Below are 22,742 nucleotides of genomic sequence, written 5' to 3'. Positions count from 1 at the left end.
TTCGAGGGCTGCCGCAAACATGGGAATATGCTGATGACGTAATTTATCTGCTTGCTATGCTTATGGAAAATACCTGAGGGAAACGACAAATGACCGCGCCACTGCTGATTGCCCGCACCACAGAAACTGAACTTAGCCTGCTGCCGAATATGGCCAACCGCCATGGGCTGATCACCGGCGCAACCGGCACGGGTAAGACCGTTACGCTGCAAAAGCTGGCGGAATCCTTCTCTGAAATCGGCGTGCCGGTATTCATGGCAGACGTAAAAGGCGATCTGACCGGCGTTGCCGAAGAGGGCGCGGAGTCAGAAAAGCTGCTCGCCAGGCTCAATAAAATTGGTGCTACGGGCTGGTCGCCGCACGGCAACCCGGTGGTGCTGTGGGACATCTTCGGTGAGAAAGGCCACCCCGTGCGTGCAACGGTGTCGGACCTGGGGCCGCTGTTGCTTTCCCGCCTGCTTAATCTGAACGACGTGCAGTCCGGCGTGCTGCAAATCATCTTCCGCATCGCGGACGACCAGGGCCTGCTGCTGCTGGACTTCAAAGATCTGCGCGCCGCCACGCAGTACATCGGCGACAACGCGAAATCCTTCCAGAACCAGTACGGCAACATCAGCAGCGCCTCCGTGGGGGCCATCCAGCGCGGGCTGCTCCAGCTTGAGCAGCAGGGGGCGGAATACTTCTTCGGCGAGCCGATGCTGAATATTAAAGACTGGATGCGCACCGATGCCAGCGGCAAAGGCATCATTAATATCCTTTCGGCAGAGAAGCTTTACCAGATGCCGAAGCTCTATGCCGCAAGCCTGCTGTGGATGCTTTCGGAGGTTTACGAACAGCTGCCGGAAGCGGGCGACCAGGACAAACCTAAGCTGGTGTTCTTCTTTGATGAGGCCCACCTGCTGTTTAACGATGCTCCACAGGTGCTGCTGGACAAAATCGAGCAGGTTATCCGCCTGATCCGCTCCAAAGGCGTGGGCGTTTACTTCGTTTCCCAGAACCCGTCGGATATCCCGGATACGGTGCTCGGCCAGCTGGGTAACCGCGTGCAGCATGCCCTGCGCGCCTTTACGCCAAAAGATCAGAAGGCCGTTAAGACCGCCGCGCAGACCATGCGGGCAAACCCGGCGTTCGACACTGAAAAAGCGATTCAGGAACTGGGCACCGGCGAAGCGCTGGTCTCCTTCCTCGATGAGAAAGGCAGCCCGACGATGGTCGAGCGCGCCATGGTTATTGCGCCCTGCTCGCGCATGGGGCCGGTGACGGACGACGAGCGTAACGGCCTGCTGAACCACTCGCCGCTGTACGGGAAGTACGACGAGACGGTGGACAGGGAGTCGGCCTATGAACGTCTGCAAAAAGGCGTTCAGGCGGCGGGTGAAAAGCAGGACGCCCCTCCGGCGAAAGGCGCAGCGGTTGCGGTGGACGACGGCATTCTCGGCGGGCTGAAAGACATTCTCTTCGGCACCACCGGTCCGCGCGGCGGCAAGAAAGACGGCGTGGTGCAGACCATGGCGAAGAGCGCCGCCCGTCAGGTCACCAACCAGATTATCCGCGGCGTGCTCGGCAGCATTATGGGCGGCCGGAAGCGTTAATTTTGCGTGCGGAATGCCCTCATTCTGCACTCGTTCCAGTCCCCTCGCCTTAGGGTGAGCGGCTCGATCCAGTCCCCTCGCCCCTCCGGGGAGAGGGTTAGGGTGAGGGGGAAGGCGTCACCGACCTGCCCCCACTCATTCGTTCTTTGAATCCCGTCACAATCGCCGGATCGCTTTTTTCCATTCCCGGCACGTCAGGCTAAATTACTAACTCATCCGACCACATAATAATAACGACATCCCAGGAAGAGAATATGAGCTATCCGTCGCTGTTCGCCCCGCTAGATCTCGGCTTTACCACCCTGAAAAACCGCGTGCTGATGGGTTCCATGCACACCGGCCTTGAAGAGCATCCGGACGGTGCCGAACGGCTGGCGGCGTTTTACGCCGAGCGCGCCCGGCACGGCGTGGCGCTGATTGTCACCGGCGGCGTTGCCCCCTCGCCTTCCGGCGTTGGCGTAGAGAGCGGTGCGGTGCTGAACGATGCCGGCCAGCTTGCCCATCACAAAGTGGTGACGGACGCGGTTCACCGTGAAGGCGGCAAAATCGCCCTGCAAATCCTGCATACCGGGCGCTACAGCTACCAGCCAAATCCGGTCGCGCCGTCTGCTATTCAGGCGCCGATCAACCGCTTTAAGCCCCATGCGCTCATCCACGACGAGATCCTGACGCTTATCGAAGAGTTCGCACAGTGCGCCAGCCTCGCCAAAGAGGCCGGGTACGACGGCGTGGAAATCATGGGCTCCGAAGGCTATCTGATTAACCAGTTTCTGGCCGCCCGCACCAACCAGCGGGATGACGAATGGGGCGGCGACTATTCACGCCGCATGCGCTTTGCCGTGGAAGTTGTGCGGGCGGTGCGCGAAAAGGTCGGTGCTGACTTCATCATTATTTATCGCCTTTCAATGCTCGATCTGGTGGAAGGGGGCGGCACGTTCGATGAAGCTGTCCTACTGGCGAAGGCCGTTGAGCAAGCCGGGGCGACGCTGATTAACACCGGCATCGGCTGGCACGAAGCGCGCATTCCAACCATCGCCACGCCTGTTCCTCGCGGTGCGTTCAGCTGGGTGACGCGCAAGCTTAAGGGCGTGGTGTCGATCCCACTCGTCACCACAAACCGTATTAACGATCCGCAGACCGCCGAAACGATCCTCGCGGCTGGCGACGCGGATATGGTATCGATGGCGCGTCCGTTCCTGGCGGATGCCGAGCTGGTGTCGAAGGCGCAGCAGGGTCGCGAAGACGAGATTAATACCTGCATCGGCTGCAACCAGGCATGCCTGGATCAGATCTTCGTCGGCAAGGTGACCTCCTGCCTGGTCAATCCCCGCGCCTGCCATGAAACCAAAATGGCAATTGTGCCTGCGCAGAAACGTAAAAAGCTGGCGGTGGTCGGCGCTGGCCCGGCAGGGCTGGCGTTTGCGGTTAACGCGGCGGCTCGCGGACACCAGGTCACGCTGTTTGACGCGGCGGCAGAAATCGGCGGCCAGTTTAATATCGCCAAACAGATCCCCGGCAAAGAAGAGTTTTACGAAACGCTGCGCTATTACCGCCGCATGCTCGCCCTGACCGAAGTAGACGTTCGCCTGAACCAGTACGTCACCGCCCCCATGCTGGCAGGGTTCGATGAGGTGATTCTGGCCTGCGGCATCGTCCCGCGCATGCCGCCAATCGACGGGATTGATCATGAAAAAGTCCTGAGCTATGTCGACGTGCTGCGCGAAAAGATGCCGGTCGGCAGGCGTGTCGCCATTATCGGCGCGGGTGGCATCGGCTTCGATACGGCGATGTATCTCAGCCAGCAGGGGGAGTCCACCAGCCAGAATATCGCCGAGTTCTGCGTTGAATGGGGGATTGATACCAGCCTGCAGCATTCTGGCGGGCTACGCCCTGAGGGCGTACACCTGACCAAAAGCCCGCGGCAGATAGTGATGCTGCAACGTAAAACCAGCAAACCGGGCGAAAATCTCGGCAAAACTACGGGCTGGATACATCGCACTACGCTGCTGGCGCGCGGCGTAAAAATGCTGGCGGGCGTGAGCTATCAGCGCATTGATGATGCAGGGCTGCACATCACCGTGGGCGGTGAACCCCAGTTACTGAAGGTGGATAACGTGGTTATCTGTGCAGGCCAGGATCCGCGTCGTGAACTAGCTGAGCCGCTGCGGGAGCAGGGTAAAACATTGCACCTGATTGGCGGTGCGGATGTGGCGATGGAACTGGATGCCCGACGCGCGATTGCGCAGGGCACCCGTTTAGCGCTGGAGATTTAGCGGGTGCGGCCTAACTTCACCGCTTTAAGCACAACAAACTTATTATTACCGATAATCGTTTCGCAGTTACCAAAGATTTTTTTCAGCTTGCGGAAATAGTCCAGGTGACGGTTAGCCACGATGTACAGCGCGCCGTTGTTCACAAGGCAGCGGCGTGCGTGGTGGAACATCTCCCACGCCACCTGGTCGGTCAGTGCGTGCTGTTGGTGGAACGGCGGGTTACACAAAATAGTATTGAAGCGGTAAGGCTCCACGCCGGACAGCGCGTTGTTGATCATGAACTCGCAGCGATCGAGGTTTTCCGGCATGTTTACTTCAACGTTCATGCGGCTTGATGCCACCGCCATCGGGGATTCATCCACGAACACAACGTTTGCTTCCGGGTTCTGGTCCAGCAGGTGAAGACCGACCACGCCGTTGCCGCAGCCCAGATCGACAATCTCACCTTCCAGACCGGTCGGCAGATTCTCGATAAAGAAACGCGCGCCAATATCCAGGCCCGTGCGGGAGAAGACGTTGGCATGGTTGTGAATGGTCCACGGCGTGCCTGCCAGCTTCCAGCTCAGGGTTTCCGGGGCATCCTTCAGCTCTGGGTTCGTAAAGGTGCCGTTAATCAGGCGTGCCTTTTTCCAGGCAAGCGTGGTGGTGGTTGGGCCAAGAATTTTTTCGAACAGCTCAAGCGTGGAATTGTGGATATCACGCGCTTTGGCACCGGCAATAATGCGGGTATCCGGCGTCACCACTTTACGCAGCGCGCGCAGTTGCTGTTCCAGCAGGGCCAGCGTTTTCGGCACTTTAATCAGCACCACGCCTGGGGCATCCGGGTAGTTCGCCGTGCTGTCCAGGAAGGTGACACTGGATTCGATAATGTCGTTCAGGCTTAAGTTCTGACGTGTGGCCAGCTCGCTCAGATACGAATCACTAATGCTGTACGGCTTGTGCCCGGCCAGTACGGTTGCCAGCGTACCGAAGGTATCGTTAAAAATCAGGACCGGGCCGCTGATTTCGGTGTCGTCCAGCTGTTGCAGCAGATAGTCATCCGCCGCTTCCCACGCCTGTAGCGGGTTGACGTCGTCCGTTTCCGGGAAACGTTTTAGTGTCAGTGAACGGAAACCGTTGTCTGATTGGCTCATCGGCCCTCCTGGATGGTAAAATTTGGTGTGATCCCCTGAATGGGGGCGTGAGTATACCCTTTTTTCCTTCCGAAGAGCGTGTGAATGAGTGAACTGACTTACTTAAGCGGCTACCCCGAGCACCTGCTCGCCCAGGTTCGTACGCTGATTGCGGAGCAACGTCTCGGTGAAGTGCTGCAAAAGCGCTACCCGCAGAGCCACAACATCGCCACCGACAAAGCGCTCTATGCCTATACCCAGGATTTGAAAAGTCAGTACCTGCGCAACGCGCCGCCGATCAATAAGGTCGCCTACGACAATAAAATTCACGTCCTGAATAATGCGCTGGGGTTACATACCGCCATTTCCCGCGTGCAGGGCGGCAAGCTCAAAGCGAAAGCCGAGATTCGCGTGGCGACGGTGTTCCGCCAGGCGCCCGAAGCGTTTCTGCGGATGATCGTGGTGCATGAACTGGCGCACCTGAAAGAGAAGGATCACAACAAGCAGTTTTATTCGCTGTGCTGCCATATGGAACCGCAGTACCACCAGCTCGAGTTTGATACGCGCCTGTGGTTGACCGAGATGGCGCTTAAAGGATCCGGTGGATGACACTGCCGCTTATCCACCCTACAAAACCGGCCCGTAAGTCGGATAAGCGCCAGCGCCATCCGACAAATCCGACACCATAATAGAGAATGGCGCTTGCTTTGATCCCCCCTCCAAAGCCTATAGTAACGGCTGGTTAATTCGGAGATAACAACGCTCATGATCAGATTCGCCGTGGTTGGAACTAACTGGATCACCCGTCAGTTCGTCGATGCCGCCCACGAAAGTGGCCACTACAAGCTCACCGCCGTTTACTCCCGCACCCTCGAACAGGCCCAGGCCTTTGCCAATGACTATATGGTGGAGCATCTGTTTACCGATCTGGAGGCGATGGCAAAAAGCGATGCTATTGATGCGGTTTATATCGCCAGCCCGAACGCCCTGCACGCGCCGCAAAGCATTCTCTTCTTAAGCAACAAAAAGCATGTCATTTGCGAAAAGCCGCTCGCGTCTAACATTCGTGAGGTGGAGGCGGCCATAGCCTGCGCGCGCGAAAATCAGGTCGTCCTTTTCGAAGCCTTTAAAACCGCCAGCCTGCCGAACTTTATCGCGCTGCAACAGGCGCTGCCGAAAGTGGGCAAAGTTCGCAAAGTGCTGCTCAACTACTGCCAGTATTCCTCCCGCTACCAGCGTTATCTGGACGGCGAGAACCCCAACACCTTTAATCCGGCATGGTCGAACGGCTCGATTATGGATATCGGCTTTTACGTGCTGGCCTCCGCCGTAGCGCTGTGGGGCCAGCCGCACTCGGTGAGCGCCACCGCAAGCCTGCTGGAGAGCGGCGTTGACGCTCACGGTTCCGTGCAGATGAACTACGGCGATTTTGACGTGAACCTGCTGCACTCTAAGGTCAGCGATTCGGCGATCCCGAGCGAAATTCAGGGCGAAGAGGGTTCGCTGGTTATCGATAAAATCTCCGAATGCCAGCGCATTACCTTCGTGCCGCGCGGCGGCAAGCCGCAGGATCTGTCGCAGCCGCAGCACATCAATACTATGCTTTACGAGGCCGAAACGTTCGCCCGTCTGGTGACGGCAAACGAAGTGAATCACCCAGGACTTGTGACCTCGCGCATCACTTCTGCGTTAGCCACAGAAATCCGGGCGCAGACCGGGGTGAAGTTCCCGGCAGACGACGTCCCGGCGTCCGTCACGGCGTAAAGCTGTGTAAAACAGGGGTAGCATGATATTGACCGGAGTAATGGTTCGTAATATTTTGTTACTCGCAAAGGGGAGTAACTTCATTGCCGGTTAATCGTCATTACGGTGCGAAAGCACCCGGTTACCGGGCAATGCGAATGGCTTTTTATCGAAAAGGCTATTCCGCGTTGTAAGTGAGACCTTGCCGGAAGGCGAGATCCCTGTTGCAAGCATTAGCGGCTGGCGTCTTCCGACGTTGGCCGTTTTTGTTTTTCAAGGAATCACTTTTATGAATAGTGTCGGCACACCATTGCTGTGGGGCGGTTTCGCCGTCGTCGTCGTCATCATGCTGGCAATCGACCTGCTGCTGCAGGGGCGGAAAGGCTCGCACACCATGTCCATGAAGCAGGCTGCGGCCTGGTCACTGGTGTGGGTTTCACTCTCTTTGCTGTTTAACGCCGCTTTCTGGTGGTACCTCACCGGCACCTCCGGGCGCGAAGTGGCGGATACCCAGGCCCTTGCCTTCCTCACCGGCTACCTGATTGAAAAAGCGCTGGCGGTGGATAACGTCTTCGTGTGGCTGATGCTGTTCAGCTACTTCTCCGTGCCTGCCGCTTTGCAGCGCCGTGTGCTGGTTTACGGCGTGCTGGGTGCGATTGTGCTGCGTACCATTATGATCTTCACGGGCAGCTGGCTAATCACCCAGTTCGAATGGCTGCTGTACGTCTTCGGCGCGTTCCTGCTGTTCACCGGTATCAAAATGGCGCTGGCGAAAGAGGATGAGGCGGGCATTGGCGACAAACCGCTGGTGCGCTGGCTGCGCGGCCATCTGCGTATGACGGACAAAATCGAAGGCGAGCATTTCTTCGTGCGCAAGAACGGCCTGTTGTTTGCCACGCCGCTGCTGCTGGTCCTGATTCTGGTTGAACTGAGCGACGTGATTTTCGCGGTCGACAGTATTCCGGCTATCTTCGCCGTGACCACCGATCCGTTCATCGTGCTGACCTCTAACCTGTTCGCGATTCTGGGCCTGCGCGCCATGTACTTCCTGCTGGCGGGCGTGGCTGAGCGCTTCTCGATGCTGAAGTACGGCCTGTCGATTATCCTGGTGTTTATCGGCGTGAAGATGCTGATTGTCGACTTCTACCATATCCCGATTGCGATTTCGCTGGGCGTGGTGGGCGGTATTCTGGCGCTGACGCTGATTATTAACTCGGTGGTTAACTACCGGAATGACCAGAAGAAACTGGCTAAGTAAACTTGTCGGATGGCGCTGCGTTTATCCGAACTACAAAACCATCTGGTGACGTAGGGCGGATAAGCGAATGCGTCATCCGCCATTTTTGACAACTGCCGACAATGTCACAATATTGTTACGTAATAGTTATAAAACCTGAATGACCGCTAAGTTTTTAGTGATAAACACTTCCTGACCCGCCGCTTTTCCTTATACTCGACCAGGCAAACATACTTTATTACATCCGATCATACAGGTGCCTCAGAGTACGGATTCAGGATGGGACGACACACAACAGGAAGGTAAGACATGGCAACACAATCTCCAGGACTTCTCCGGCGTCTGGCGCAGGGCAGTCTGGTTAAGCAAATTCTCGTCGGACTGGTGCTGGGTATCGCGCTGGCGCTGGTTTCTAAAGACGCGGCAATTGCCACCGGCTTACTGGGTACGCTGTTCGTCGGCGCGCTGAAAGCCGTGGCCCCGGTGCTGGTTCTGATGCTGGTTATGGCGTCCATCGCTAACCACCAGCACGGGCAGAAAACCAGCATCCGCCCTATTTTGTTCCTCTATCTGCTGGGCACCTTCTCGGCCGCGTTAACCGCCGTTGTTGTCAGCTTTATCTTCCCCTCAACGCTGCATCTGACTACTGGTGCCACGGATATCGTGCCGCCGTCAGGCATCGTTGAAGTTCTGCGTGGCCTGCTGATGAGCATGGTATCCAACCCAATTGATGCGCTGCTGAACGCTAACTATATCGGTATTCTGGTGTGGGCCGTGGGGCTGGGCTTTGCGCTGCGCCACGGTAACGAAACCACTAAAAACCTGATTAACGACGTTTCCAACGCCGTGACCTTTATCGTGAAGGTGGTCATCCGCTTCGCGCCGATTGGTATTTTCGGCCTGGTAGCCTCTACCCTTGCCACCACCGGTTTCGCCACGCTGTGGAGTTATGCGCAGCTGCTGCTGGTGCTGATTGGCTGTATGCTGGGCGTGGCGCTCATCGTCAACCCGCTGCTGGTCTGGTACAAAATCCGCCGCAACCCGTATCCGCTGGTATTGACCTGCCTTCGTGAGAGCGGCGTTTACGCCTTCTTTACCCGCAGCTCTGCGGCGAACATTCCGGTGAATATGAACCTCTGCGAGAAGCTGAATCTGGATCGTGATACCTACTCCGTGTCGATTCCGCTGGGTGCAACTATCAACATGGCCGGTGCGGCTATTACTATTACCGTGCTGACGCTTGCTGCGGTTCATACGCTGGGCGTGGCGGTAGATTTGCCGACGGCATTGTTGTTAAGCGTAGTGGCTGCGGTTTGCGCCTGCGGTGCGTCCGGCGTGGCGGGTGGTTCACTGCTGCTGATCCCGCTGGCGTGCGGCATGTTTGGTATTCCGAACGAGATCGCCATGCAGGTGGTCGCGGTTGGCTTTATTATTGGCGTACTGCAGGATTCTGCCGAAACGGCGCTGAACTCTTCGACGGACGTGCTGTTTACCGCAGCGGCCTGTCAGGCCGAAGATGCGCGTCTGGCAAATAAAGACCCGCTGCGCGGTTAACTCTTCCCCTCCCCGTCGGCAACGGCGGGGATTTTTACTCCTGCTCCTGCACTTTCTTCTCGACAAGGAACGGGTCAATCCCCCGCTTCTGCATCCGCCAGAACCGAATAATATTCAGCCCGTTCATGATCAGAAAGCTGCCCTCAATGAGCGTGCCGCCGATCGATCCCAGCCAGAAGTTATGCGTCACCCAGCACGCCGTGGAACACCACATGACGCAGCGGGTGGTAAGCCCTTTGCAGCGGAACAGCGCCCAGGTACTGGCTACGGTGCCGACAATCGGCAGCAGCTCCATCAGATGGGTGAACTTCGCAAGCCCGAGGCCCAGCGTCAGCGCGATAAACAGGGACATGATCCACACGCTGCGGGTTCGCAGCGAGATAACGGTGCGCACGGCGTTGAGTTCGGCGCTGAAGCCCGCCGGGGTAGCGCCCATAAGAAAGAAATGCAGCCCGATGATGGCGCTGTAGCCTGCCAGCTGAAGCTTGAAGCGCCGCTCGTCGCGGTTGATGAACGTCGTGATGCCGACGGCAAAGGCGAGTACGCCCACGCCCTGGGCGATCCAATACGCGGTCATGTTCTGTCCTTGCCAGCCTCCGGCTGTGTCTGGTACGCCTCTACGTAGGGGGAGTAGCGGCAGCGTCATCCACCAGAAAATCGACGGGCGACGCGCTGCTTTCCAGCCCGGAGTTACAATGTTACTCCGCTTTTAAAGATAGCAAGTTCACGGAAGTCGTTGCGTTCATTACAGGTTTTTTTGCCGTTGGCGATGTCAACGATACGGTCGATGAACTGATTAAGCAGGGTCGGCATGTCGCTGCCGTGTAGTAACTGCCCCGCGTCAAAATCAATCCAGTGCGGTTTTTTCGCCGCCAGCTCGCTGTTAGTGGCGATTTTCACGGTTGGCACAAAGCCGCCGTACGGCGTGCCGCGTCCGGTGCTGAACAGCACCATATGGCATCCCGCCCCGGCCAGCGCGCTGGTCGCTACCGCATCGTTGCCCGGCGCGCTCAGCAGGTTCAGGCCCGGCGTTTTCAGCCGTTCGCCGTAGCGCAGCACGTCCACCACTTCGCTCTCGCCCGCCTTTTGGGTGCAGCCGAGGGATTTCTCTTCGAGCGTGGTGATGCCGCCAGCTTTGTTACCCGGCGACGGGTTTTCGTAAATCGGCTGGTTGTGGGCAATAAAGTACTGTTTAAAGTCGTTAACCATGGCGACGGTTTTATCAAAGGTTGCTTCGTCGCGGCAGTGGCTCATCAGGATGCGTTCGGCGCCGAACATTTCCGGCACTTCCGTCAGCACCGTGGTGCCGCCGTTCGCCACCATATAGTCCGAGAAGCGCCCGAGCATTGGGTTGGCAGTGATGCCGGACAGACCGTCAGAGCCGCCGCACTCCAGACCGAACTTCAGTTCGCTGAGCTTGCCCGCCTCGCGCCTGTCGTGACGCATTGCTTCGTACAGCTCCTGCAGCTGCTCAAGCCCTGCTTCCACCTCATCGTCCTGCTGCTGGCAGATCATAAAGCGCACGCGCCCGGAGTCGTATTCCCCCAGCGTTTCGCGGAAGGCGTTCACCTGGTTGTTTTCACAGCCCAGGCCGATAACCAGCACCGCGCCCGCGTTCGGGTGATGCACCATGTTTTGCAGCATGGTGCGGGTGTTGATGTGGTCTTCCCCCAGCTGGGAACAGCCGAACGGGTGGCTGAACAGGAACACGCCGTCGATATCTTCCGCGTCGTTGTTCTGCTTCAGGAAGCGATTCTGGATCTGCCGCGCAATGCCGTTCACGCAGCCGACCGTCGGCAGGATCCACAGCTCGTTACGCACCCCGACCGCGCCGTCGGCACGGCGGTAAATATTTACGTCACGATCTGCGGCCTGCTCCGCAAGTTCCAGCACGTCAGGCTGATAGCGATATTCATCCAGATCGCTGAGGTTGGTGCGCGCATTGTGGGAATGAATATGCTCGCCCGCTTCAATGGCCGCCAGCGCATGACCAATCGGCAGGCCATATTTAATCACGTTCTCGCCCTGGGCTATGGCCCCCAGCGCAAACTTATGGCCGCGCGCGACCGGCTGGCGCAGGGTAATTTCCGCGCCCTCAACGGCAATCACTTCGCCTTCTGCCAGGTCCACTAACGCGACGGCGACGTTGTCCTGCGCATGGATCTTGATGTATTGCATATCAGCCTCGGTCCCGACTAGTTCAGTTCAATGCCGAAGTATTCTTTGGCGTTGTTAAAGCAGATGTTTTTCACCATGCCGCCCAGCAGCTGGATGTCCGCCGGTGCCTCACCCGCAGCAACCCAGCGGCCAATCATCTGGCAGAGGATGCGGCGGAAGTATTCATGGCGGGTGTAAGACAGGAAGCTGCGGCTGTCGGTCAGCATGCCGACAAAGCGGCTCAGCAGGCCGAGCTGCGCGAGCTGGGTCATCTGGCGCTCCATGCCGTCTTTCTGATCGTTAAACCACCAGCCGGAGCCAAACTGCATCTTGCCCGGCATCCCTTCGCCCTGGAAGTTACCGACCATGGTGCCGATCACTTCGTTATCGCGCGGGTTCAGGCAGTAAAGAATGGTTTTTGGCAGCTCGTTGTTTTCATTCTGCTTGCTCAGCAGGCGGGAAAGCTCGATCGCCAGCGGACGGTCGTTGATGGAGTCAAAGCCCACATCCGCGCCCAGCAGTCTGAACTGGCGCTGGTTGTTATTGCGCAGCGCGCCGATGTGGTACTGCTGCACCCAGCCGCGGCGGCTGTACTGCGATCCCAGCCAGACCAGAACTGCGGTTTTAAACTGCGCGACTTCGTGCTCGCTCAGCTCGTTGCCCGCCAGGCGGCTTGCCAGAATACCGTCCAGCGTAGCTTCGTCCGCTTCGGCAAACAGCACGACGTCCAGCGCGTGGTCGGATACTTTACAGCCGTGGGCGGCAAAGTGGTCCAGACGTTTGTTCAGCGCCGTCAGCAGATCGCTGAAGCGACGAATATCGGTGTCGGAGACTTCCGCCAGCCTGCTCATATAGTCGGCAAAGGTCGCCTGCTCGATGTTAAACGCTTTGTCCGGGCGCCAGCTTGGCAGCACTTTTACGTCGAAGCCGTCTTCGGCGATCTGACGGTGGTAGCGCAGATCGTCGATCGGATCGTCGGTGGTCCCCGCCATTTTCACGTTCATCTGCTTCATGATGCCGCGCGCGCTGAAGGCATCCTGCGCCAGCAGGTCGCTGCACTCGTTCCAGATCTCATCGGCGGTGGCAGGGGAAAGCAGCTTGCCGGTAACGCCGAACGGACGGCGCAGCTCAAGGTGGGTCCAGTGGTAGAGCGGGTTACCGATACAGTGCGGTACGGTGGCGGCCCAGGCATCAAACTTTTCGCGGTCGCTGGCATCGCCGGTACACAGGCGCTCGGCCACGCCGTTGGTACGCATGGCGCGCCATTTGTAGTGATCGCCTTTCAGCCAGATGTCATACAGGTTTTTAAAACGGTAGTCCTCGGCAACCTGCTGCGGCGGAAGATGGCAGTGGTAGTCAAAAATTGGCTCATCTTTCGCGTAGTCATGATACAGGCGGCGGGCGAATTCGGTATCCAGAAGAAAATCTTCAGTCATAAACGGGGTCATGGTAGGGATTCCTCAGTTCATAGCAGTTCGATGCTTGCGCATAATGACGACAAAGTTATCACACCAATTTGCGCGAACGGAGCGGATTTTTGCGGGATTCATCACAAAAACCATACTTTTATTGTTAATACTCTGTATAAAATCAGCCCAAAACCCGCGTCAACGCTGGCTCCAAAGCCGCTCCCGCCCTGAAAGGCCTAAAAAACCCTTTTGTGATGTCACTCAACTTTTAAAGCTGTATGACAAGTTATCTTGCAGCCGTCGCAATACCTCTTAACACGGACAGATTCAGACGCTGGCATTCAAAGCCGCGCACGACGGTAAGGACACCGGGTTTGCCAAAGGCACTTTTTAATTTATGGCAAGGTACGGGTCTTACCGGGTAATACCCCCGGCAGGCAACCCTTCAAAAGACTCACGTTCAGGCACGAGCCTGACGTCAGCCGCGCTCGCGGGGCTGTAAAAAGACGGGATGAGGATCGAAATGCGAAAGATTAAAGGCTTGCGCTGGTACATGATTGCACTGGTTACGCTGGGTACGGTGCTGGGCTATCTTACTCGTAATACCGTGGCGGCTGCCGCACCGACTCTGATGCAGGAGCTGCACATTTCGACGCAGCAATATTCTTATATTATCGCGGCCTATTCGGCCTGCTATACCATCATGCAGCCCGTTGCGGGCTACGTGCTTGACGTCCTGGGCACCAAAATTGGCTATGCCTTCTTCGCCATCGCCTGGGCGATCTTCTGTGGTGCGACGGCGCTTGCAGGAAGCTGGGGTGGCCTGGCCGTCGCCCGTGGTGCGGTAGGCGCTGCGGAAGCGGCCATGATCCCTGCGGGTCTGAAAGCCAGCAGCGAATGGTTCCCGGCGAAAGAGCGCTCCATCGCGGTAGGCTACTTTAACGTCGGTTCGTCCATCGGTGCGATGGTTGCGCCGCCGCTGGTGGTCTGGGCCATCCTGATGCACAGCTGGCAGATGGCGTTTATTATCTCCGGCGTGCTGAGCTTCGCCTGGGCCATGGCGTGGCTGATTTTCTACAAGCACCCGCGCGATCAGAAAAAACTCACCGAAGAAGAGCGTGAATATATTATTGGCGGCCAGGAAGCCCATCACCAGACCAACAACAGCAAGAAGATGTCCGCCTGGCAGATCGTGCAGAACCGCCAGTTCTGGGGCATTGCCCTGCCGCGCTTCCTGGCAGAACCGGCCTGGGGGACCTTCAACGCCTGGATCCCGCTGTTTATGTTCAAGGTGTATGGCTTTGATTTAAAACACATCGCCATGTTCGCCTGGATGCCAATGCTGTTCGCCGATCTCGGCTGTATTCTTGGCGGCTATCTGCCTCCGCTGTTCCAGCGCTGGTTCGGCGTGAACCTGATTGTTTCCCGCAAGATGGTGGTCACCATGGGCGCGGTGCTGATGATTGGTCCAGGCACCATCGGCCTGTTTACCAGCCCGTATGCGGCTATCGCGCTGCTGTGCGTGGGTGGCTTTGCTCACCAGGCGCTTTCCGGCGCGCTGATTACCCTTTCCTCTGACGTGTTTGGCCGTAACGAAGTGGCAACGGCAAACGGTCTGACAGGCATGGCAGCGTGGACCGCGAGTACGCTGTTTGCGCTGGTCGTTGGCGCACTGGCGGATACGCTGGGCTTCAGCCCGCTGTTCGCGGCTCTGGCCGTCTTCGATCTGCTCGGCGCGCTGGTTATCTGGACCGTGCTGAAGAACCAGCCGATTAGCGAGCTTAAGACGCCGTCAAAAACGGGGCCAGCCGTTCCTCAGTCGTGATTGTTGAGCGTTCTCTCAAAAGCCGCCGAAAGGCGGCTTTCGCATTTTTGAGCACAGGGACAAACTAGAGCGAATATCAGAAAAGTGGTATAACAAATCATGTCACTTGCCGTATCCCCCCGGAGCCTTAAATGGAAGTCATGGAACCCCGCCGCCTGTATCAGCAGCTGGCCGCTGAGCTAAAACACCGCATTGAAAGCGGCGTCTATCACGTGGGTGAAAAACTCCCCGCCGAACGCTTTATCGCTGAGGAAAAGAACGTCAGCCGCACGGTGGTGCGCGAAGCGATAATCATGCTGGAAGTGGAAGGCTACGTCGAAGTGCGTAAAGGCTCCGGCATTCACGTTATTTCCAGCCAGGCCAAACATACCAATATCCCCGATGAACGTGTTGAATTTGCCAGCTTTGGGCCTTTTGAGCTGCTGCAGGCGCGCCAGCTTATCGAAAGCAATATTGCTGAATTTGCCGCCACTCAGGTGACCAAGCAGGATATTGTGAAGCTGATGGAAATTCAGGAGATGGCCCGCAAAGAGATGAGCTTCCGGGATTCAGAGTGGGATTTGCATTTTCATATTCAGGTTGCCCTTGCCACGCAGAACAGCGCGCTGGCGGCTATCGTGGAAAAAATGTGGAGCCAGCGTATTCATAACCCATACTGGCAGAAGCTTCATGAACACATTGATATGCGCACGGTGGATAACTGGTGCGACGACCACGACAATATTCTTAAAGCGCTGATCCGCAAAGACCCGCACGGGGCAAAACTTGCTATGTGGCAGCACCTGGAAAATACCAAGCAGATGCTGTTCAACGCCACCAGCGACGACTTCGAATTCAACGCTGACCGCTACCTGTTTGCGGAAAACCCCGTGGTTCATCTGGAAACCGCGTCAAACGGTCAAAAATAGTCATTTCTGCCCGCGGGGGTAAGCAAACCAACCAATAGTGTCAGCGTTTGTAAATACCCTCGCCAGCCCCCTCCCCGGTAAGCAAAATCAATCCTCAACAAACCACAATTTATCTGACGCTTTACCCGTGGCTTTGTTACAATTAGATGCAATTTCACAGTCCCTGAAGCGCTTTGTCTTCCAGCGGTTAATTCGATCACACAAGGAGGGGTGGCGAGTGAACTGAGCGGGCTGTTTTGCAAGCGGCTAAATAAAATCAACTCCAGCGCCGCTTTATTATCCGACCCGATTCATACCGGCGACCTTAATCGATGTGCCAGGAACACTGAATGGAACTTTTGACCCAACTGCTTAACGCTCTGTGGAGCCAGGATTTCGAAACGCTCGCCAATCCCGGGATGATTGGCATGCTCTATTTTGTCCTGTTCATGATCCTCTTTCTTGAAAATGGTTTACTGCCCGCCGCTTTCCTGCCGGGCGACAGCCTGCTGGTGCTGGTTGGCGTCCTGATTGCCAAAGGGGCAATGGGCTTTCCGCAAACCGTTTTATTACTGACTACCGCCGCCAGCCTCGGCTGCTGGCTGAGCTATATCCAGGGCCGCTGGCTGGGTAATACGCGTATCGTGCAGAACTGGCTTTCGCATCTGCCCGCCCACTATCACCAGCGGGCGCACAACCTTTTCCATAAGCACGGCCTCTCCGCCCTGTTAATCGGCAGATTTATTGCGTTCGTTCGCACTTTGTTACCAACTATTGCCGGAATTTCGGGTCTGAGTAATGCCCGCTTCCAGTTCTTTAACTGGATGAGCGGACTGCTGTGGGTGTTAATTCTCACCTCCCTGGGCTACCTGCTGGGTAAAACGCCGGTATTCCTGAAATATGAAGATGCATTGATGTCCTGCCTGATGCTGCTGCCCGTCGTGCTGCTGGTGTTTGGCCTGATCGGTTCGTTAATTGTGCTCTGGCGTAAGAAATACGGTAACCGCGGTTAGAGGGATAACGATGAAACCAGAATTACTGCGTCGCCTGCGGGCGGCGTTACTGATCGCCGGGCTATTCGCGAGCGCGCTGCTCGTGTGGTCCGGCATGCAGCGAACGGAATCCACCCTGCAAATCAGCACGAACCAGCAGGGTATCAGCATGCCCGACGGTTTTTCTGTCTGGCATCACCTGGATGCTAACGGCATCCGCTTTAAAAGCATCACCCCGGAAAACAACTCGCTGCTGATTAAGTTTGATTCCAGCGCGCAAAGCGAAGCCGCTAAAGCAGTGCTCTATAAGACGCTGCCCCATGGCTATGTTATTGCCCAGCAGGAAGATAATGACAGCGCCAGCAACTGGCTCTCCCGCCTGCGCAATCACGGCGACCGCATCGGCTGAAGCGGTTGAATATTCTTAATTCATAGTCAAAAATTGGGTTTTTATCCGCTTTTTGACTATGCTTAAGTTTGATTTAATCGCGCCAAATCAGCGTCTTTAATCAGCATTTTTGGACTTGGCAACCGCTGCTTTGCGGACATGCCCGCTTTCACAATGGAAGGTCACAACCATGAATTATCGTACCGTACTGGCTATTGCTCTGTTATCCCTGACGTCCGCCACTCATGCTGCTTCTTTATGCAGCGAAAAAGAGGCGGATATTCAGCGTGAAATTGGCTATGCGGAAAAGCATCAGAACCAGCACCGTATCGACGGGCTAAATAAAGCGCTGAAAGAAGTTCGCGCGAACTGTACCGACAGCAGCCTGCGTGCCGAGCACCAGAAGAAAATCGACGAACAGAAAGAAGAGATCGCTGAACGTAAAGCGGATCTTCAGGAAGCCCGCCAGAAAGGCGACGCGGACAAGATCACCAAACGTGAAGAAAAACTGTCTGAAGCTGAACATGAACTAAAAGATCTCGAAGCTCGCGATTACTAGCATCGAAGGACCAACCTCAAACACCTGGAGAGAACCATGTCAAAAGATACTACATCAGAACATTTGCGCGCTGAGTTGAAATCCCTGGCAGATACGCTCGAAGAGGTGCTTAGCGCATCGTCGGACAAATCCAAATCGGAACTGGAAAAGCTTCGCGGTAAGGCAGAGAAAGCGCTTAAAGAGAGCCGTTCCCGCCTGGGCGACACCAGCGATGTGATTGCAAAACAAACGCGTGAAGCGGCGGCAAAAGCTGACGACTACGTGCGTGAAAATCCATGGACTGGCGTAGGTATTGGTGCGGCGATTGGCGTCGTGCTGGGCGTTCTGATGACGCGACGCTAATTATGGCTGAATCTCGTCAACCTCAAGGGCCGGGTAAAGGCGTCCTCGGTATCGGTCAGCGTCTGGTCACCATCCTCGTGGGGATGGTGGAAACACGCGTTCGTCTGGCAGTCGTGGAACTTGAAGAGGAGAAAGCCCATCTCGTTCAGCTGCTGCTGATGCTTGGCTTAACCATGCTGTTTGCCGCCTTTGGGCTGATGAGTCTGATGGTGCTGGTTATCTGGGCCGTTGATCCGCAGTATCGTCTGAACGCTATGATCGCGACCACCGTTGTGCTGCTGGCTCTGGCGCTGATAGGCGGCGTCTGGACGTTGCACAAGTCCCGCCAGTCAACCCTGCTGCGCCATACGCGCCGCGAGCTTGAGAACGACCGTGAACTGCTTGAGGACGATAAGTCATGAGCGATCGCGAACGTGACAAGCGTAAGGCGCTGCTGCTGAGCCGCATTCAGCAGCAGAGGCTGGATATGAGCGCGGGCAAACGCGACTGGCTGGAGGCGACCGGCGCTTACGATCGCGGCTGGCTGACCATCATGAGCCTGCGCAGCTATGCCATCATCGCCAGCAGCGTGATGGCCATCTGGAGCGTTCGACACCCGAGCTTCCTGATGCGCTGGGGCAGACGCGGCTTCGGTGCCTGGAGCGCCTGGCGGCTGATCCGCAATACGGTTCAGCAGCAAACCCATCACTGAACGTACCGCTCTTCGGAGCGGTATTTTTTTACCTGTCATCCTTACTCAATATATTTGAAGAACAATGACAGTATTCCTTGCTAACAATCTTTTTTCGCCCCGTCTATTATCCTCTCCATCGACAGCGACCGCCGGTAACCCCCGGAAATAGCTAAGACATAAATCACCGGGCCGATAGCACCCGAATAAAAAACGTTGGAGAGTAAAATGAAAAAATTAGATGAAGCTGGTGTTCTGTTAGCGCGTATCCTGATGCCGGTTCTGTTCATCGTGGCGGGCTGGGGAAAAATTACGGGCTACGCTGGCACCCAGCAGTACATGGAATCCATGGGCGTTCCGGGCTTCCTGCTGCCGCTGACCATTTTGCTTGAATTCGGCGGCGGCCTGGCGATTCTGTTCGGTTTCCTGACCCGCACCACGGCGCTGATCACCGCGATCTTCACCCTGCTGACGGCGTTCCTGTTCCACAGCGATTTCGCTCAGGGCCCGAACTCCATTATGTTTATGAAGAACTTCACCATTGCGGGCGGCTACCTGCTGCTGGCGGTCTTCGGCCCGGGTGCGTACAGCATCGACCGCGCGCTGAATAAAAAGTGGTAAGCGATCTATACTGAATCGATGAAAGCGAAGGCTAATCCCTTCGCTTTTTTTATATCTGCATGACGAGGAGAAAAGCATGGGACAGTTAATTGACGGCGTCTGGCACGACGTGTGGTACGACACCAAATCTACCGGCGGCAGCTTTAAGCGCTCTGAGTCAGCCTTCCGTAACTGGCTGACCGCCAACGGCGAAGCAGGCCCTTCCGGAAAAGAGGGGTTTGCCGCAGAGAAAGGACGCTATCATCTTTATGTTTCTCTCGCCTGCCCGTGGGCGCACCGCACCCTGATCGTGCGCGCGCTGAAGGGGCTGGAGTCGTTTATTTCCGTGTCGGTCGTCAGCCCGCTGATGTTTGAAAACGGCTGGACGTTCGACGACGATTTCCCGGACGCTACCGGCGACGGGCTTTACCAGCACGACTATCTCTATCAGCTTTACCTGCAGGCCGATCCGCACTATTCCGGACGTGTGACCGTTCCCGTGCTGTGGGATAAGAAAACGCAGACCGTGGTCAGCAATGAATCAGCTGAAATCATCCGCATGCTCAATTCCGCTTTTGACGCCCAGGGCGCGCGGGCCGGGGATTACTATCCGCCGGAGCTGCGCGGCCAGATTGACGAACTGAACGGCTGGATTTACGACACGGTTAACAACGGGGTATATAAAGCCGGTTTCGCCACCTCCCAGCAGGCCTATGACGAAGCGGTCGTTAAAGTGTTTGAGTCGCTGGCGCGCCTGGAGCAGATCCTTGATAAGCACCGCTATCTGACGGGCAATACCTTAACCGAAGCGGATATCCGCCTGTGGACTACGCTGGTGCGCTTCGATCCGGTGTATGCCACCCACTTCAAGTGCGATAAGCACCGTATCAGCGACTATCCAAATCTTTATGGCTTCCTGCGCGATATTTATCAGATGCCGGGCGTGGCGGAAACCGTGAACTTCCCGCACATCCGCAGCCACTATTACCGCAGCCACAAGACCATCAACCCGACAGGGATTATCTCCATCGGCCCCGCGCAGGATCTGAATGAGCCGCACGGTCGCGACGTCCGGTTTAGCAAAGGTTGAAAACATTCATCATTCATATGATTTACGCATAATCCATTCACGGCTATTCTTGAAGAGATCGCTTACAGATCAAGTGATTGACCGACTACTCAAGGCAGGCCGCAAATGGATTGGTATTTCAAAGTATTAAGAAACTATGTTGGCTTTCGCGGACGTGCGCGCCGCAAAGAATACTGGATGTTTATTCTCGTCAACCTGGTGTTGACCGGGGTTCTGAGCATTCTGGATAAAATGCTGGGGCTGAAAATCGCCGCCGATGAAGGGATGCTCACCACGATTTACGGTTTGCTGATCATGTTACCGTCGTGGGCCGTTCAGTTCCGCCGCCTGCACGATACCGATCGTTCAGCGTGGTGGCTGCTGCTGGTGCTGATCCCAATTATCGGCTGGATCGTGATCCTGATTTTCAACTGTCAGAACGGCACGCCGGGCGAGAACCGCTTTGGCAGCGACCCTAAGCTGATGGATGCGAGACTGGTGAGCGACTGAATATTGCTGGCGGATGACGCTTTGTCATCCGCCCTCAGGGTTCACGCTACGCAGGGTGGATAAACGAAAGCGCACCAAGCTTTTATTTCAGAAGCTTGGGTATCTCGCGCAGGCACCACGCCTTCGCTTCGCCCATGCTGTCACGTCGCCACGCCATAATAATATCAATTTCCCTGATGTACTCCGGGCTGACTACGCGTAAGCGCCCTTCGGCAATGTCCTGCTCCACCAGCGGGTACGGCATGGTCGCCACGCCCAGGCCCGCCAGCAGCGCCAGACGTTTATCTGCCATTGAGCTGACGGTTAAACGCGGCTGCTTATCCAGAAGCTGAACGGTCAACACCGGGCGTTCGCGGGCCGTATCCGCCACCGCAATGCCGCGATACTTCACGCGGGTGACTTCCGACAGCGGTTCTGGCTCGCTGTGGATAGGGTGATCCGGTGCGGCGACATACACGCTCATCACCGAATAGAGCTTGCGCGAGTTGATCTCTGAGGATGAGCGGAAGTGCATGTCTGGGGCAATGACGATATCGGCCCTGCCCTGCTCCAGCCGCTCCCATGCCCCTGCCAGCACTTCCGTGATCACGGAAAGCTGGGTATCCGCCTTCTCCGCGAGCTTATCGACCAGCGGGAACAGTTTAACGGAGGGGATCAGGGCTTCGGTGACAATCGTCAGATGGGTTTCCCAGCCGCGCGCCAGCGCCTCTGCGTCAGTCGTGAGTTTGTCCGCCGCCTCCAGCAGGACGCGCCCGCGCTCCAGCAGCATTCGCCCGACGTTGGTGAATTTGGTGCGATGGCCAGAGCGGTCAAACAGCACAACATCCAGTTCTTCTTCTAATTTTTGCATGGTGTAGCTAAGGGCTGACGGCACGCGTCCCAGCTCGTCCGCAGCGGCGGCAAAGCTGCCACGGCGGTCGATCGCGTCCATCACCCTCAGTGCCTCAAGCGTCAATGCTCTCTCTTTAGCCATCTCGTTCTCATTCAGGAAATTTGAACATGGCGAGCAGATTAACTGGCTAACAATGCACCGTCCAGACCTTTACCATGGGTTGAGTGTAAAAAGAGGTCAAAATATTATGATTACGCCAAGAACTGCCAAACAATGCGGGAATGCGGACTACGGATGGCTGCAGGCGCGCTATACGTTCTCCTTCGGTCACTATTTCGACCCCAAATTGCTGGGCTATGCCTCCTTGCGCGTTCTCAACCAGGAAGTGCTGGCTCCGGGCGCCTCTTTCCAGCCGCGCACCTATCCGAAGGTGGATATTTTAAACCTGATTCTGGAAGGTGAAGCCGAGTACCGCGACAGCGAAGGTAACCACGTGCAGGCTAAAGCGGGGGAAGCCCTGCTGCTTTCCACCCAGCCGGACGTCAGCTACAGCGAGCATAACCTCAGCAAGGAGCGTTCGCTGACGCGCCTGCAAATCTGGCTGGACGCCTGCCCTGAAAGGGAGAATCCGCAGGTGCAGAAGCTGACCGTTGCTGACCAGGCCCAGCAGCTGCTTGCCTCGCCGGACGGCAGCCAGGGGAGCCTTCAGCTTCGCCAGCAGGTCTGGCTGCACCATATTGAGCTGCAGAAAGGGGAGCAGCTGAGCTTCCAGCTGCACGGCCCAAGGGCCTATCTGCAATCCATTCACGGTACCGTTCACGCCGTGACGCATACGAAGGAGCAGGAAGGACTGACCTGCGGCGACGGCGCGTTTATCCGCGACGAGGCCAACATCACGCTGGTTGCCGATTCCCCGCTGCGCGCGCTGCTCATCGACCTGCCGGTTTAAACTGCACGAAGAAAACCAGGCTGGTTGATGAACCCAGCCTGT

23 protein-coding genes are annotated in these 22,742 nt (G+C 56.7%); 18 read left to right on the top strand and 5 right to left on the bottom strand.

What is annotated here, in order from left to right:
* Nucleotides 1-89 precede the first annotated feature (89 nt).
* The gene (locus AAE045_RS19355) at nt 90-1,592 is read left to right on the top strand and encodes a helicase HerA-like C-terminal domain-containing protein (protein ID WP_455549104.1); all 1,503 of its coding nucleotides are present in this window, start codon (nt 90-92) and stop codon (nt 1,590-1,592) included.
* Between the two features lie 254 nt (nt 1,593-1,846).
* Nucleotides 1,847-3,865, top strand: coding sequence for an oxidoreductase (locus AAE045_RS19350; RefSeq protein ID WP_455549103.1), 2,019 nt, complete (start codon nt 1,847-1,849; stop codon nt 3,863-3,865).
* Here AAE045_RS19350 and rlmG read toward each other — a convergent pair.
* Nucleotides 3,862-4,998 (bottom strand): 23S rRNA (guanine(1835)-N(2))-methyltransferase RlmG, encoded by a 1,137-nt coding sequence (gene rlmG, locus AAE045_RS19345; RefSeq protein WP_455549102.1) that lies wholly within the window; start codon nt 4,996-4,998, stop codon nt 3,862-3,864. The two genes, AAE045_RS19350 and rlmG, sit on opposite strands and share 4 nt — an antisense overlap.
* Before the next feature lie 84 nt (nt 4,999-5,082).
* Between rlmG and AAE045_RS19340 the strand changes: the two genes are divergently transcribed.
* The 4 genes from AAE045_RS19340 (at nt 5,083) to sstT (ending at nt 9,511) form a co-directional block, all read left to right on the top strand.
* Nucleotides 5,083-5,586 carry a M48 metallopeptidase family protein gene (locus AAE045_RS19340; RefSeq protein WP_455549101.1) on the top strand — a complete coding sequence of 168 codons (504 nt, stop codon included), beginning with the start codon at nt 5,083-5,085 and terminating at the stop codon, nt 5,584-5,586.
* Between the two features lie 156 nt (nt 5,587-5,742).
* Nucleotides 5,743-6,741 carry a Gfo/Idh/MocA family protein gene (locus tag AAE045_RS19335; RefSeq protein ID WP_455549100.1) on the top strand — a complete coding sequence of 333 codons (999 nt, stop codon included), beginning with the start codon at nt 5,743-5,745 and terminating at the stop codon, nt 6,739-6,741.
* 268 nt (nt 6,742-7,009) lie between these two features.
* Nucleotides 7,010-7,978, top strand: a complete 969-nt coding sequence (locus tag AAE045_RS19330; RefSeq protein WP_455549099.1) for a TerC family protein — start codon at nt 7,010-7,012, stop codon at nt 7,976-7,978.
* A gap of 288 nt (nt 7,979-8,266) precedes the next feature.
* Nucleotides 8,267-9,511: a serine/threonine transporter SstT gene (gene sstT / locus AAE045_RS19325; RefSeq protein WP_455549098.1), complete on the top strand. Its 1,245-nt coding sequence runs from the start codon at nt 8,267-8,269 to the stop codon at nt 9,509-9,511.
* Nucleotides 9,512-9,545: 34 nt separating this feature from the next.
* Here the strand turns inward: sstT and AAE045_RS19320 are convergent, their stop codons facing one another.
* From AAE045_RS19320 to uxaC, 3 genes are all read right to left on the bottom strand, one after another.
* Nucleotides 9,546-10,088 carry a YgjV family protein gene (locus AAE045_RS19320; protein WP_455549097.1) on the bottom strand — a complete coding sequence of 181 codons (543 nt, stop codon included), beginning with the start codon at nt 10,086-10,088 and terminating at the stop codon, nt 9,546-9,548.
* 113 nt (nt 10,089-10,201) lie between these two features.
* Complete coding sequence (locus AAE045_RS19315) at nt 10,202-11,689, bottom strand: UxaA family hydrolase (RefSeq protein ID WP_455549096.1); 1,488 nt, start codon at nt 11,687-11,689, stop codon at nt 10,202-10,204.
* Between the two features lie 17 nt (nt 11,690-11,706).
* On the bottom strand, nt 11,707-13,116 hold the full coding sequence (gene uxaC, locus AAE045_RS19310) for a glucuronate isomerase (RefSeq protein WP_455549095.1): 1,410 nt from the start codon (nt 13,114-13,116) through the stop codon (nt 11,707-11,709).
* Between the two features lie 484 nt (nt 13,117-13,600).
* Here uxaC and AAE045_RS19305 point away from each other — a divergent pair, with 484 nt between their 5' ends.
* From AAE045_RS19305 to AAE045_RS19255, 11 genes are all read left to right on the top strand, one after another.
* Complete coding sequence (locus AAE045_RS19305; protein ID WP_455549094.1) at nt 13,601-14,902, top strand: MFS transporter; 1,302 nt, start codon at nt 13,601-13,603, stop codon at nt 14,900-14,902.
* Nucleotides 14,903-15,033: 131 nt separating this feature from the next.
* Nucleotides 15,034-15,810 (top strand): transcriptional regulator ExuR, encoded by a 777-nt coding sequence (gene exuR, locus AAE045_RS19300; protein WP_455549093.1) that lies wholly within the window; start codon nt 15,034-15,036, stop codon nt 15,808-15,810.
* 329 nt (nt 15,811-16,139) lie between these two features.
* Nucleotides 16,140-16,802 carry a DedA family general envelope maintenance protein YqjA gene (gene yqjA / locus AAE045_RS19295; protein WP_202306077.1) on the top strand — a complete coding sequence of 221 codons (663 nt, stop codon included), beginning with the start codon at nt 16,140-16,142 and terminating at the stop codon, nt 16,800-16,802.
* A gap of 10 nt (nt 16,803-16,812) precedes the next feature.
* Entirely contained in the window at nt 16,813-17,190 is a 378-nt protein-coding gene (gene mzrA, locus AAE045_RS19290; protein ID WP_455549092.1) for an EnvZ/OmpR regulon moderator MzrA, read from the top strand.
* A 169-nt stretch (nt 17,191-17,359) separates the two neighbouring features.
* On the top strand, nt 17,360-17,728 hold the full coding sequence (locus AAE045_RS19285; RefSeq protein ID WP_455549091.1) for a DUF1090 domain-containing protein: 369 nt from the start codon (nt 17,360-17,362) through the stop codon (nt 17,726-17,728).
* A gap of 36 nt (nt 17,729-17,764) precedes the next feature.
* Complete coding sequence (locus AAE045_RS19280) at nt 17,765-18,070, top strand: DUF883 family protein (protein ID WP_455426723.1); 306 nt, start codon at nt 17,765-17,767, stop codon at nt 18,068-18,070.
* 2 nt (nt 18,071-18,072) lie between these two features.
* A complete protein-coding gene (locus AAE045_RS19275) occupies nt 18,073-18,471 on the top strand; it encodes a phage holin family protein (protein ID WP_455549090.1) in 399 nt (132 codons plus the stop codon).
* Nucleotides 18,468-18,761 carry a YqjK-like family protein gene (locus tag AAE045_RS19270; RefSeq protein WP_455549089.1) on the top strand — a complete coding sequence of 98 codons (294 nt, stop codon included), beginning with the start codon at nt 18,468-18,470 and terminating at the stop codon, nt 18,759-18,761. The genes AAE045_RS19275 and AAE045_RS19270 overlap by 4 nt, the downstream gene beginning before the upstream one ends.
* 207 nt (nt 18,762-18,968) lie before the next feature.
* On the top strand, nt 18,969-19,361 hold the full coding sequence (locus AAE045_RS19265; protein ID WP_455549088.1) for a DoxX family protein: 393 nt from the start codon (nt 18,969-18,971) through the stop codon (nt 19,359-19,361).
* Between the two features lie 76 nt (nt 19,362-19,437).
* Complete coding sequence (locus tag AAE045_RS19260; RefSeq protein ID WP_455549087.1) at nt 19,438-20,430, top strand: glutathione S-transferase family protein; 993 nt, start codon at nt 19,438-19,440, stop codon at nt 20,428-20,430.
* A gap of 105 nt (nt 20,431-20,535) precedes the next feature.
* The gene (locus AAE045_RS19255; RefSeq protein WP_455549086.1) at nt 20,536-20,919 is read left to right on the top strand and encodes a DUF805 domain-containing protein; all 384 of its coding nucleotides are present in this window, start codon (nt 20,536-20,538) and stop codon (nt 20,917-20,919) included.
* Between the two features lie 82 nt (nt 20,920-21,001).
* Here the strand turns inward: AAE045_RS19255 and AAE045_RS19250 are convergent, their stop codons facing one another.
* Nucleotides 21,002-21,892 carry a LysR family transcriptional regulator gene (locus AAE045_RS19250; RefSeq protein ID WP_455549085.1) on the bottom strand — a complete coding sequence of 297 codons (891 nt, stop codon included), beginning with the start codon at nt 21,890-21,892 and terminating at the stop codon, nt 21,002-21,004.
* Between the two features lie 106 nt (nt 21,893-21,998).
* Here AAE045_RS19250 and AAE045_RS19245 point away from each other — a divergent pair, with 106 nt between their 5' ends.
* Nucleotides 21,999-22,700: a pirin family protein gene (locus tag AAE045_RS19245; protein ID WP_455549084.1), complete on the top strand. Its 702-nt coding sequence runs from the start codon at nt 21,999-22,001 to the stop codon at nt 22,698-22,700.
* Nucleotides 22,701-22,742: the final 42 nt, after the last annotated feature.

This window comes from Dryocola clanedunensis (assembly GCF_038405435.1).
Classification (GTDB): Bacteria; Pseudomonadota; Gammaproteobacteria; order Enterobacterales; family Enterobacteriaceae; genus Dryocola; species Dryocola clanedunensis_A.
This window is presented reverse-complemented; position numbering and strand designations above follow the sequence as displayed.

Coding starts and splice junctions, on each gene's coding strand:
- AAE045_RS19335 (WP_455549100.1), top strand. CDS start 5,743: ATGATCAGATTCGCCGTGGTTGGAACTAACTGGATCACCCGTCAGTTC.
- rlmG (WP_455549102.1), bottom strand. CDS start 4,998: ATGAGCCAATCAGACAACGGTTTCCGTTCACTGACACTAAAACGTTTC.
- AAE045_RS19250 (WP_455549085.1), bottom strand. CDS start 21,892: ATGGCTAAAGAGAGAGCATTGACGCTTGAGGCACTGAGGGTGATGGAC.
- exuR (WP_455549093.1), top strand. CDS start 15,034: ATGGAAGTCATGGAACCCCGCCGCCTGTATCAGCAGCTGGCCGCTGAG.
- AAE045_RS19275 (WP_455549090.1), top strand. CDS start 18,073: ATGGCTGAATCTCGTCAACCTCAAGGGCCGGGTAAAGGCGTCCTCGGT.
- AAE045_RS19355 (WP_455549104.1), top strand. CDS start 90: ATGACCGCGCCACTGCTGATTGCCCGCACCACAGAAACTGAACTTAGC.
- AAE045_RS19260 (WP_455549087.1), top strand. CDS start 19,438: ATGGGACAGTTAATTGACGGCGTCTGGCACGACGTGTGGTACGACACC.
- yqjA (WP_202306077.1), top strand. CDS start 16,140: ATGGAACTTTTGACCCAACTGCTTAACGCTCTGTGGAGCCAGGATTTC.
- AAE045_RS19245 (WP_455549084.1), top strand. CDS start 21,999: ATGATTACGCCAAGAACTGCCAAACAATGCGGGAATGCGGACTACGGA.
- mzrA (WP_455549092.1), top strand. CDS start 16,813: ATGAAACCAGAATTACTGCGTCGCCTGCGGGCGGCGTTACTGATCGCC.
- AAE045_RS19340 (WP_455549101.1), top strand. CDS start 5,083: ATGAGTGAACTGACTTACTTAAGCGGCTACCCCGAGCACCTGCTCGCC.
- AAE045_RS19280 (WP_455426723.1), top strand. CDS start 17,765: ATGTCAAAAGATACTACATCAGAACATTTGCGCGCTGAGTTGAAATCC.
- AAE045_RS19315 (WP_455549096.1), bottom strand. CDS start 11,689: ATGCAATACATCAAGATCCATGCGCAGGACAACGTCGCCGTCGCGTTA.
- AAE045_RS19350 (WP_455549103.1), top strand. CDS start 1,847: ATGAGCTATCCGTCGCTGTTCGCCCCGCTAGATCTCGGCTTTACCACC.
- AAE045_RS19320 (WP_455549097.1), bottom strand. CDS start 10,088: ATGACCGCGTATTGGATCGCCCAGGGCGTGGGCGTACTCGCCTTTGCC.
- AAE045_RS19265 (WP_455549088.1), top strand. CDS start 18,969: ATGAAAAAATTAGATGAAGCTGGTGTTCTGTTAGCGCGTATCCTGATG.
- AAE045_RS19285 (WP_455549091.1), top strand. CDS start 17,360: ATGAATTATCGTACCGTACTGGCTATTGCTCTGTTATCCCTGACGTCC.
- sstT (WP_455549098.1), top strand. CDS start 8,267: ATGGCAACACAATCTCCAGGACTTCTCCGGCGTCTGGCGCAGGGCAGT.
- uxaC (WP_455549095.1), bottom strand. CDS start 13,116: ATGACCCCGTTTATGACTGAAGATTTTCTTCTGGATACCGAATTCGCC.
- AAE045_RS19330 (WP_455549099.1), top strand. CDS start 7,010: ATGAATAGTGTCGGCACACCATTGCTGTGGGGCGGTTTCGCCGTCGTC.
- AAE045_RS19255 (WP_455549086.1), top strand. CDS start 20,536: ATGGATTGGTATTTCAAAGTATTAAGAAACTATGTTGGCTTTCGCGGA.
- AAE045_RS19270 (WP_455549089.1), top strand. CDS start 18,468: ATGAGCGATCGCGAACGTGACAAGCGTAAGGCGCTGCTGCTGAGCCGC.
- AAE045_RS19305 (WP_455549094.1), top strand. CDS start 13,601: ATGCGAAAGATTAAAGGCTTGCGCTGGTACATGATTGCACTGGTTACG.